The 10,912-nt window shown below is 69.0% G+C and carries 8 protein-coding genes and 1 riboswitch; of the genes, 3 read left to right on the top strand and 5 right to left on the bottom strand.

What is annotated here, in order from left to right; translation table 11 throughout:
* Window positions 1-333 precede the first annotated feature (333 nt).
* Window positions 334-1,185: a C40 family peptidase gene (locus tag ACE1OC_RS04185; RefSeq protein ID WP_266448450.1), complete on the bottom strand. Its 852-nt coding sequence runs from the start codon at window positions 1,183-1,185 to the stop codon at window positions 334-336.
* A gap of 720 nt (window positions 1,186-1,905) precedes the next feature.
* On the opposite strand from ACE1OC_RS04185, the gene ACE1OC_RS04190 reads away from it, so the two are divergent.
* The gene (locus tag ACE1OC_RS04190; protein WP_266448447.1) at window positions 1,906-2,316 is read left to right on the top strand and encodes a four-helix bundle copper-binding protein; all 411 of its coding nucleotides are present in this window, start codon (window positions 1,906-1,908) and stop codon (window positions 2,314-2,316) included.
* Window positions 2,317-2,434: 118 nt separating this feature from the next.
* Here the strand turns inward: ACE1OC_RS04190 and ACE1OC_RS04195 are convergent, their stop codons facing one another.
* The 4 genes from ACE1OC_RS04195 to ACE1OC_RS04210 form a co-directional block, all read right to left on the bottom strand.
* Window positions 2,435-4,519, bottom strand: a complete 2,085-nt coding sequence (locus ACE1OC_RS04195; RefSeq protein ID WP_407835856.1) for a SpoIIE family protein phosphatase — start codon at window positions 4,517-4,519, stop codon at window positions 2,435-2,437.
* A gap of 564 nt (window positions 4,520-5,083) precedes the next feature.
* Complete coding sequence (locus ACE1OC_RS04200) at window positions 5,084-5,848, bottom strand: CbtA family protein (protein ID WP_407835857.1); 765 nt, start codon at window positions 5,846-5,848, stop codon at window positions 5,084-5,086.
* A gap of 19 nt (window positions 5,849-5,867) precedes the next feature.
* Window positions 5,868-6,089: a CbtB domain-containing protein gene (locus ACE1OC_RS04205; RefSeq protein WP_407835858.1), complete on the bottom strand. Its 222-nt coding sequence runs from the start codon at window positions 6,087-6,089 to the stop codon at window positions 5,868-5,870.
* 38 nt (window positions 6,090-6,127) lie between these two features.
* A riboswitch (cobalamin riboswitch) is annotated at window positions 6,128-6,289 on the bottom strand.
* Between the two features lie 416 nt (window positions 6,290-6,705).
* Complete coding sequence (locus ACE1OC_RS04210; protein WP_407835859.1) at window positions 6,706-7,884, bottom strand: lipid II:glycine glycyltransferase FemX; 1,179 nt, start codon at window positions 7,882-7,884, stop codon at window positions 6,706-6,708.
* 143 nt (window positions 7,885-8,027) lie between these two features.
* Between ACE1OC_RS04210 and murJ the strand changes: the two genes are divergently transcribed.
* Together murJ and ACE1OC_RS04220 are read left to right on the top strand one after the other, a co-directional pair.
* Window positions 8,028-9,731 (top strand): murein biosynthesis integral membrane protein MurJ, encoded by a 1,704-nt coding sequence (gene murJ / locus ACE1OC_RS04215; protein WP_407835860.1) that lies wholly within the window; start codon window positions 8,028-8,030, stop codon window positions 9,729-9,731.
* Window positions 9,728-10,303, top strand: a complete 576-nt coding sequence (locus ACE1OC_RS04220) for a SigE family RNA polymerase sigma factor (RefSeq protein WP_407835861.1) — start codon at window positions 9,728-9,730, stop codon at window positions 10,301-10,303. The genes murJ and ACE1OC_RS04220 overlap by 4 nt, the downstream gene beginning before the upstream one ends.
* The last annotated feature ends 609 nt before the right edge of the window (window positions 10,304-10,912 follow it).

The raw sequence follows: 10,912 nt of genomic DNA on the forward strand, positions 1-10,912 counted from the left end.
GAACTCCTCCAGCTGACCCCTACACGCGGCAAGACACCCCCTAGCGGCAATGCCGCTGACTTAACGGGGCTCGCAAGTCGCTGACCTGCGGCGATGCTCCGATCGGCCTGCCCGGAAAGCCCACAAGGTCAGCGGTATTGGGCCTAGTTTGGCCTTGCATGACAGGTGATGATGAACGTGGTGCACCGCTGGGGCGGCGCCGGATCGTCCGGGCCGCGCTGACGGGAGCGGTGGCAGTGGCCGCAGGGCTGGTGTCCGACACCAGTGCGACCTCCACCGCCGCCCGCGGCGACGGCGCGGAGGTACCGACCCTTTCGCGGCACTGGGGACAGCTCAGAGAACGCGGACGGCGCCCGCGGGCATGTCGTAGCTCAGAGAGCGTTCAACAATGCCCGTGCTGGGGTTCTGCGCACCGACGTACTTGCCGCCGCCGACGTAGACGGCCACGTGATAGGCACCGCTTCCCCTGCTGCCCCAGTACAGAATGTCGCCGGGCTGAAGGCTGCTCAGCGACACCGAGCGGCCGAGCATTGACTGGTCCTGCGATACGCGGGGCAGAGATATGCCGGCCTGGCGGAAGGCAGCCTGGAGGAGACTGGAGCAGTCCCACGAGTTGGGGCCGTTGCTGCCCAGCACGTAAGGCTTGCCGACCTGCGCGCGGGCGAAGTCAATGATGGCGGCGGCGGAGCCGGTGGCCGGGGTGCCGACGCCGCTGGAGCCCTTGACGCTGGCGGAGCCGGAGCCCTCGCCGGAAGCGCTCGTCATGGAGGTGCGGACGGAGCTGCGGTTGGCGCGCTCGGAGGCGGACTTGCGGTCCGCCTCCGTCTTGGCCTTCTTCTCAGCGTCCGCTTTCGCCTGGGCGCCTTCCTTGGCCTTCTTCGCCTCGGCGGCAGCGCCGGTACGGGCGCTCTCCTCCAGGGCGATCAGTTCACCCTGGACGGCGGCGGCGCGGGTGTTCTCGGCGGCCGTGGTGACGGCTGCGGAGACCTCGGCGCCCAGGTCCAGGTTGAGGACCGGCATCTCGAGCGTCGTCTCGGTCACGGGCTCGGCGGTCGGGGACGCGCTCGCGGTGCCGGCCATGGCCAGGGTGCTGAGAACACCACCGGCAATTCCGGCGCGGACCGCGAGCGTGGAAGCGCTGCGGCGGGGCTTCCGGTGGCTTGGGATGTGAGCGGTGTGGGACATGAGTACAACCGCTATCAGGGGTTTGCGGTTCCCTTCAAGAAACGTGGGCTGCGCCACAGTTGCGCACCAAGGAAGCCAAATGAGCCCGGAACGCCTCGCCCTGACGCCACAACGGGCGAAACGGACACGCCTTTACGAGCCTGCGATCAAAGGCTTTCCGAAATAAGTCCGATTGATCCCCGACCTATCACCCCTGCATGCAGATGGCCAAGCCCGCTTTCGGCGACGCAAATACGGAGTGATGCAGGTCACACGTACGTCACCTTAACGTGCGTCGTGACCGAGCCGTGATCTTGCGGCCGGATAAGTGAACGGATGGACGCGTCGGCGGATTACGCGACCCCAACCCGGCCACACCACATCACCAGAGTTTCGGCCCGTCCGCTGCGCTCGTCTCGGGCTGCTCTCCTGCCGATTCTTTTGGCCTGCCCTTCACACGGTCGCGCTGGGTGCCCCGGTGGTGCCTGTCGGCGTGGGGGACGGCCGCCACCACGACCGGGCCGCCCCGCCTGGTGATGGTCACGTACACCGGACCGTACGAGGAAGACAGCGGTTACCGCGATCGCCTCTCCATCGAACCCACCCCCGCACCGCCTCCTCGCCAGCGGCAGGCGGCCGCACCCATGCGATGACAACAGCAGGCTCCCCCGTTTGAACACCCGCGCCCGGTGTTACCCGTAGGGGACAGAACCCAGCCCTGCGAACTCACGGAGGCGCACAATGACCACCGCTGTCAAGGACATGCTCGACACCTACCCCGCCGACCTCGGCGGTGTGGACCGGGAGAAACTGACCCGCTGTATCGAGGAATGCATCGCCTGCGCCCAGGCATGTACCGCCTGTTCGGATTCCTGCCTGTCCGAGGAAATGGTCGCCGAGCTCACCAAGTGCATCCGCACCAACGCCGACTGCGCCGACATCTGCACCGCCACCGCCGCAGTCCTCTCCCGCCACACCGGCTACGACGCCAACATCACCCGGGCCATTCTCAAAGCCTGCGCCACCGTCTGCAAAGCCTGCGGTGACGAGTGTGAACGCCACGCTGGCATGCACGACCACTGCCGCATCTGCGCCGAAGCCTGCCGCCGCTGCGAACAAGCCTGCAACGAGCTGATCGCCTCCCTGGGCTGACCTGGGCCCAGGCCACAGGCACTGGGAACCTCTACGCCATTGGCCCGCTGGCGCCTCCTCCGTCAACGACGATGGGAGGTGTCATGAATGATTCCGGATATCCCCTCATGGGGGCGTGTCAGTCCGACCGCTCGGCTTGCATCCGGGCGATCAGCAGGGCGACGTCGTCGTGATCGCCGGGGTGCCGCAGCTCGCGGAGCAGGAGGTCGCAGGTGTCCTCCAGGTCACGGTAGGGGCCGGCGAGCAGGGACAGGAGGAAATCGAAGCGTTCGTCGAGGGGTTGGTCGCGGGTCTCCACCAGGCCGTCGGTGTAGAGGACCAGCTGATCCCCGGGGCCCAGGTCGAGGCGGGTGGTGTGGAAGGGGACACCACCTACCCCGAGCGGCGCGCCGGTGGGCAGGTCGAGCAGTTCCGGCGGGCGGCGGGAGCGCATGAGGACCGGCGGCAGGTGACCCGCCACCGAGATGCGGCAGCGCTGGTCGTGCGGGTCGTAGACGGCGTAGACGCAGGTGGTGAAGGTGTCGTCCATGCCGGCGGTGGCCTGGTCGAGGTGGTGCAGGACCTGGGCGGGGTCGAAGTCGAGCTGGGCCAGGGTCCGGGTGGCGGTGCGCAGCTGGCCCATGGTCGCGGCGGCATCGATGCCACTGCCCATGACGTCGCCGATGATCAAGGCGGTCTTGTCGCCCGGGAGGGGGATGACGTCGAACCAGTCGCCGCCGATCTCGCTGGTGGCGCCCGCCGGCTCGTAGCGGTGGGCGATGCCGAGCCCGGGCCGATGCGAGGGCCGGTTCGGCAGCAGGTTCCGCTGGAGGGCGAGGGCGGCATGACGCTGGCTCTGGAACCAGCGGGCGTTGTCGATGCACACGGCCGCGCGGGCAGCGAGCTCGCCGGCCAGAGTGACGTCGTCCTCGTCGAACGGCGCCGGATTGCGGGCCCGCATCAGGCCGACGGCGCCGATCACCTCGCCGCGGGCGACCAGCGGCAGCACGAGGTACGAGTGGATGCCGGCCGCGGCGAGAACCGCGGCCGAGTCGTCGTCCCGGGCGATGCGGCGCAGGTCCTCAGCGGTCACCTTCGCCCTCAAGACGGGGCGCCCGGTGTTGACGCAGCGGATGACCAGGCGGTCCGCGGCGTACACGACGAGGTCACCGACGGGGTCCGGGGCCCGTGCGGCCTCGGTGGGGTACGCCGATACCACCGCCAAGGCGCGGAAGCGCGCCGGACCGGTCTGCGCCCCGTCGGTGCGCACGCCCTGCAGGACGCTGTCGAGGACATCCACCGTGACCAGGTCGGCCACCTCGGGCACGCACACCCCGGCCAGCTCCCGGGCCGTCTGTCCCAGGTCGAGGGTGGTGCCGATCAGCGCCGACGCATCGGCGACGAGTGCCAGGCGGCGCCGTGCCCGGGCGGCGTCGGCGGCCGCCCTGTGCTGCGCGGTGACGTCCACCACCGAGGTGGCCAGGCCCAGCACCCGCCCGGCGGGATCCTCCAGCCGGTAGAACGAGACCGACCAGGCATGCTCCTGGCCGGGATCGTCCGGGGCGTCCCCGACCATGAACCGGTCCAGCGCCGGCACCCCCGTGGCGAGGACCTCGCGCATCACCGACTCGATGGCGTCCCCCCTCAGAAACGGCGGCGTCTGCCCCGCGTCGGGTCCGGCACGGTCCTGGGCCGAGCCGCCGTTCATGCCTTCCAGCGCCGGATTGACCAGCATGAACCGCAGATCGGTGTCCATGACCCCGAGCCCGATCGGTGACTGGGAGATCAGCCGCAAGGACAGCGCCAGGTCCCGCTCCACACGCCGCAGCGTCACCTGGTCGGTGGCGATCCCCAGCGCGTAGTGGCCTCCCTGGTCGTCCTGCAGCCGCATGTTGCGGAACTCCACCAGCCGCGTACTGCCGTCCTTGTGCCGGACCGGGAAGCCGCCCGCCCAGCGCCGCCCGCTCTCCATCACGCGGGCGAACAGCCCGATGACGAAATCGAGGTGCTGCTCGTCGACCAGCAGGGGGCCCGCGAACCGCCCCAGCGCCTCGTCGGCGGAATATCCGAACAGTTCCTCGGCCTGCGGGCTCCACAGCGCGATCCGCCCGCTGTCGTCCAGCACCACCGCGGCCAGGCTCAGCACGTCCAGCAGCCCGCCGGGGGCCGCCGGGCCCGCACCCGTCCCGCCGACCTCGACCCGGAACGCATCGGACGCACTCATCCCGGCACCCTTCCGCTCACTCGTACGGCAGCCCGTACCGGCCGGACCCCGGGCTCCGATCTCCTCTCGCCCGCTCCCACCGTCTCATCGTCCCTCCGAACCGGCGGCGGGCGCCTCACGGCTACCAGCCGCCTGTCCGGTACGTCGCAGAGCGTGACGGAAGGCCCCGACGCTCGCGGACTGCGTGGGGCCCAGCGCGGCGCGTTCGGCCCTGTCGTCGCCTTCTCCCGCGCCCGTGCCATCGCGTAGACGCGAACGCCGATGAAGGTAGCTACCTGTGCTCCAAGGGCCAGCTACTTGGCGGTCAGCCTGCCTCAGCAGCCGCCTCGACGTCCTGGATGCCGCGCGGGGGCCTGGCTGGACCCACGGGAGGTAACACGCCTACGACGATGGCGGCAGACCAGGTGTCCGCGCCAGGCTCCAGCGGCCCCACCGGAATGGGGCGGGTTCTACATCTGCTGGCGCAACAACGGTCGGATCGCGGCAGCCGCCTGCGTGGTCCACGGGACCGCATAGTGGCGAGGGTCCGCCAGGACTGGCTGGCGGACCCTTTCACATCGCTCTTCAGAGAGACGCCGGAGCCGAAGGTACGGTCGCGCTCCGGTGCCCTGTCCCGGCAGTCCTGGGCTCCAGTACCCGTTCGGCGAGGTAGCCGAAAACGAGACCGAAGGAAGCCCACAACGTGGCCTGAATGGCGAGCGCCGCAAGACGGAACTCCCACACCACGTTGGCGGAAAAGTCCTTCGGCATCTCGTTGACGGCCGGGAGGAACGCGTAGGCCAGGCCGACGGCCAGGATGAAGAAGGAGCCGGCCGCGATCGTGGCGTTCCAATCGCCCAGACGCGGCGCGAGGCGCTTGCCGAGGATTACCGTGGCTACGGCCAGCAGGACACTGAGCACCATCATGAGGAAGTAGAGGGTGGTGCGCTGCCCGATGGTGTCGGCGTCGCTGACGGCCGGGGGATTTCCGGGGTACTTCAGGAACGGCACGACGTAGACCGCGATCAGGGCGCCGAGCGACAGCAGGACAGCGGTCGCTCGCGCGCTGAAGCGGCCGATCCGGCCGAGGGCGAAGCAGAACGCCAGGGCAGCGATCCCGCCCAGCGCGACGCCGTAGATGAGGATGCCGGTGGCAAGACCGGTAGTGGCCTGCATGGTGCGGCTGACCACTTCGATCCCATGTTCCGTGCTGTGCGCGTCCTCGTATGCGATGCCCGCGTCGATCTGCGGCTCGCCGAGGAAGTAGGCCACGGCCAGCGCGAGTAGCCCGGCGGCCAGGCCGGCGAGCATGCCGCGTACCAGAAGGTTTCTGACGGTTGCGGAGTTCATGTGTTCGCTCGCCTTCGTGTCAGTGGCAGGGGAAGCCGAGCAGGTGACGGCCGTCGTGCACCCATTCGTGCACACCGTCGCCCGAGAACACCGCCGTGGCGCCCTGTTCCGCGCCGACGAAGAACAGCAGGAGGAGCATCAGGGTTCCGAAGAAGGCCGCCCAGGGCAGGACCGCACGGATCGGCAGCGCGGCAGGTGCGACTGGGGCGGAAACGATCGGCGGAGCAACGGACTGCGCCATAGCAGGACCTCCTGTGGGAACACGCGTCCCGGTCGGGTGGAGCTCGAAGTGACGGCGGCGGGTCTGACTTGCCGAACGTGCACCGCCCAGTCCGTGAGCGATGTACAGGCATACAGTGGCGCGACCGTGCCGGATTCCCACCGGCTTCCGCCTGCCGTCGAATGATTCGTCGCGAAGGTACCGCGAAGCATCGACCACGCCAAGGGCGTGCGAGGCAGCAGAGAGAATCGCGCGATTCGGCTTCACGACTCAAATAGCGCCCGCAGATGCGCAGTTGTCGCGAAAAGAGAAGGTGCATGACAAGCGGGTGATGTTGATCTCAGCCGTGGGGTCGACACCGTAAATGCGCGGGCCCGCGCTCCGGCCGGGCTCTTCCGCCGGACCTGCCGGACTGCGACAAGCGCATGCGGAGCACGTCCCTGCCGCCTGCCCACCAGACCGTCGGCATGACGCTGCCACATCGACGGGTTCTCGCCTCTTGCGTGTCGATTCATCCCTTAATCGTCTGTTTGGCGAAACCGGGCAGGCCCGCCACAGCATCAACTAGTCTACTAAATGGATTAGCACGTGGGATTAAGGTTGCCCCATGACCAATCCGCATGCCCCTCGGCTGACCTCAGCGACGGGAGAGATACACCTGCATGGCTCGGTGCAGCGTCCTATTGACAGCACCCTGCAGCGGCAGCTCCCACTCGCCGAGTGTCTCGACGACCTCACCTCCGGTGCCGAGCTTCCAGCGCATCAGCCCGAAGGCGCGCTCCTGCGGATCCAAAGTCGCGGGCACACCGCGCATGTCGTATACCAACGCGCCCAGCGTGTGCGCGTCCCGGATCATCCGCCACTGCAAGGCGTTGCTCGGCCGTACTTCACGACGGTGGTCGGCGGAAGCTCCCGTCTGGTACCAGACGCGCCGTCCCGCCACGATCATGGTGTGGGCGGCGAGCACCTCATCCGCATGCCGTGCGAGATACAGCCTCATACGTCCCGGTTCCTCCGCATTCAGCTCCCTGTACTGCCGCTGGAAGTAGTCCAGCGACCGTCCCAGTCGGAAGCCGTCGCGCCGCTCGGTGACCTGCAGCAGCTCGTAGAAGGTCGCCACGTCGTCGCCCGTGCCGAGGAAGGTCTCGACCCCGGCTTTCGATGCCTTCTTGATGTTGCGGCGCCACTCCTGGTTCAGGCCGGACCACAGGTCGTCGGTGCTACGGCCGGCCAGTGGCACCTCGAAGAGGTAGCGGGGTTGGGCGTCGCCGGCACCGCCCTCCTCTCCGCAGCGTCGCCATCCGGCGGTCCGGAGCCGGTCGCCCACTGCCGCACCCACCGGATCCACGAGATCCGGTACCACGTCCTCGACCCGGCGTCCCGGTCCCACGGCCGTTTTGAGCGTCGACGCATGCCAGCGCCGGTACGGCAGCGGCGGGCCCATGCGTACGGCGAACGCCCCCGCGGAGCGCAAATGGTCCAGCAGCAGCTGGAGCATGTCCGTCAGCCTGGGATCGGCCCAGTCCAGCTGAGGCCCCTCCGGCAGATACGCGAAGTAGCGACGGGTTCCCGGCAGCGGCCGGTACAGCACCTGGGCGGCGCCGTGCTGGCGGCCCGAACCGTCGAACCAGCCGAGCCGCTCCGCCGTCCAGCCTTCCTTGACAGCCGCCCAGGACGGCAGCTGCAGAAAGCTCACCTGGTCCACCGATGTGCGCCCACTGAGGCTACTGAGGTATCCACGGTGCTGCTCGACGGTCGTGCGCGCTATCTCGAAACCGCTGGTGCGTTCAGTCATCTGCGCCTCGGCCACGGCCATGTCGGAGGCCTCCTCAATCCGGTCCACGCCCCTCCGGCGGGAGGGCGGCGGGAAGGGCCCGCTTACCTCTTGCACGCCTGGCCGTCCTGTCGTGTGGCAGGAACTTTCCGGCCGCTTCCTGATGGCGTGCGGAGGGGCGGGGCGTGACGACGCCGGAGCGGACGGAGTCCGCAGACAAGACGCCACCGCAGGCCCGGACCGGTCGGCTCCGCGGTGGCACCGTGATGATGCTCGGGTCGCTCGCGTCGCGGATCACCGGCTTCGTGCGCAGCGCGGTCATCGTCGCCGCGCTGGGAACGGCGCTGCTCGGAGATGCCTACAACGTCGCCAACACCGTGCCGAACATCGTCTACATCCTGCTGATCGGCGGGGCGCTGAACTCGGTGTTCGTGCCGGAGCTGGTTCGTGCCGCGAAGGAGCATGCGGACGCCGGCGTCGCCTACACCGACAGGCTGATCACCCTGTGCCTCGGGGCACTGACCGCGATCACCGCGGCGGCCGTGCTCGCCGCGCCCTGGATCGTCGCCGCGTACACGGACTACACGGGTGCGCAGCGAGAGCTGACCATCACCCTTGCCCGCTACTGCCTGCCTCAGATCCTCTTCTACGGCGTGTTCACGGTGCTCGGCCAGGTGCTCAACGCGCGCGACCGGTTCGGCGCGATGATGTGGACCCCGGTGCTCAACAACGTCGTCGTCATCGCCGTCTTCGGCTTGTACCTGGCCGTGGCGGTCGAGGCGAGATCAGCGGGCGACGTGAGTGACGCCCAGCTGCTCCTGCTCGGCGTCGGCAGCACCGCAGGTATCGCCGTCCAGGCGATTGCCCTGCTGCCCTCCTTGCGCGCAGCCGGATTCCGCTGGCGTCCGAGATTCGACTGGCGTGGGGCGGGCCTCGGCCGGCCACTGCGGGCCGCCGTGTGGACGCTGCTGCTCGTCCTGGCGAACCAGCTGGCGTACTGGGTGGTGACGCGACTGACCACGTCCACCGGAGTGCGGGCCGTTGCCGATGGGGTCATCGAAGGCGTGGGCTACACCGCCTACAGCAGCGCGTACCAGTTGTGGGTGGTGCCACAGGGCATCATCACGGTCTCCCTGGTCACCGCCCTGTTGCCGCGGATGAGCCGGGCCGCCGCCGACGGCGACATGGCCCGGGTGAGCTCGGATCTGTCCCGAGGACTGCGGACGACGGCGGTCGCGATCGTCCCCGCCGCTGCGGTCTTCCTGACGCTCGCGCCCCAGCTGACCGGCGTGGCGTATCAGTACGGACAGGTCAGTGAGGCCGATTCACAGGCGATCGGCTGGGTACTGGTGGCATTCGCTCCGGGCTTGGCGGCATTCTCCGCCCAGTACGTGCTCTCTCGCGGTTTCTACGCACTGGGCGACACCCGGACCCCGTTCCTATTGACGCTGGTCATAGCCGGGACCAACGCGGCCCTCTCGTCCGCCGCATACCTCCTGCTGCCACCACGGTGGGCCGTCGTCGGAATCGCGGGTGCCTATGCGGCTGCCTGTACGGCAGGCCTGTACTGCACGGTGTGTGCATTGAGACGTCGGTTGGGGCACCCCTTCAACGGCGTGCTCGGCACTCATGTGCGCATCGCCGTCGCGTGCCTGCCCGGAGCCATCATGGCCTACGCCGGAGGCCGGTGGCTCACGGAACGGATGGGGCAGGGACTCACAGGCTATGCCGCCGGTCTGCTGCTGGGCACGAGCACCATCGTCGTGTCCGTTCTGGCGCTCGCCCGGCCCCTGCGTCTCACCGAGGTCGATGCACTGGTCGCCCCCGTGACACGGCGCTTGCGCCCGCACGGCCGGCACCGCGACGAGCCGCGGAGCCCTGGTCCATGAACGAACAGCCCGAGCAGAACAGGCAAAAGGACTTCGAGCGCTTCTACGCCGAGAGCGCCCAGCGGCTGGTGGCTGTCGTATACGCGGTGACCGGCGACGTCGGCGAGGCGGAGGATGCGGTCCAGGAGGCGTACGCCCGGGCATGGCCGCGGTGGGAACACCTGGCGGCGCACGGCGATCCCACACCATGGGTACGTACGGTCGCCCTGCGGCTCGCGGTCAGTTCCTGGCGCAGGACCCGCAACCGGCTCCGCGCTCACTTCCGGCACGGGCCGCCACCCGACCTCCCCGGGCTCGCCCCCGACCACGTCGCACTCGTCGCGGCGCTGCGGCGGCTCGGTCCGGAGCAGCGTCGTGCCATCGTGCTGCACCACTTGCTGGATCTCCCGGTGGAGGAGGTCGCCCGGCAGACCGGGTCGACGAGCACGGCGGTACGCTCGCGACTCATGCGGGCCCGCCGCATCCTCAACACCCATCTCGCCGAGACCACATATACGACAGAGCCGCTCCGCAGTGGCCCACCGGCGATCGCGTCGTACAAGCCACGGCAGGAGGCCTACCCGCATGAGTGACGGCTTTCGCCCGCTCCAGCAGGACGAACTGGGCGCCCAGTTGTGCGGATTCGTCGATGGCGCCGAGCCCCTCATCGCACTCAGTACAGGGGTGGACGATGTGCAAGACCGAGTACGGCGCCATCGGACACGCCGCCGAGCCGGGGCAGCCACACTCGCCGGGGCAGCCCTATTCTCCGCTGGCTTGTGGGGACTTCCGCGGTTGGTGAGTGACGCGCCCACCGACCAAGCCGGACAGACTAGGCCCGAACTCGTGTCGGCCGCAGCGATCCTTCCGTCCCCCGCCGCCGGACGTGGACTCCCCCGTACTGATCTGCTGTCGCCGGCCGCCCTGCCTTGGAACAGCACGTACCACTGGCACGCCATCGACGCAGGCGGGGGAACCGCTGCTCCCCCGCCCACCGGAGGGACACACGCCTGCACTCTTCCCTGGTTCGACGGTACCGGCGCAGAAGCGGAGATCACTCGCACATACCAGGGAAGCAACGATGCGAGCGCGCAACACCGCATCGTCGCATTCGCCGACAACAGCGCTGCCCGGCATGTCGCCGGGCAGCTCGCCGAGGCCTTGCGTAAGTGCGGCTGGCACCAGACCCGGGTCACCGGAGG

The sequence above is a fragment of the Streptomyces stoeckheimensis genome (assembly GCF_045822005.1).
GTDB classification, from domain to species: domain Bacteria; phylum Actinomycetota; class Actinomycetes; order Streptomycetales; family Streptomycetaceae; genus Streptomyces; species Streptomyces stoeckheimensis.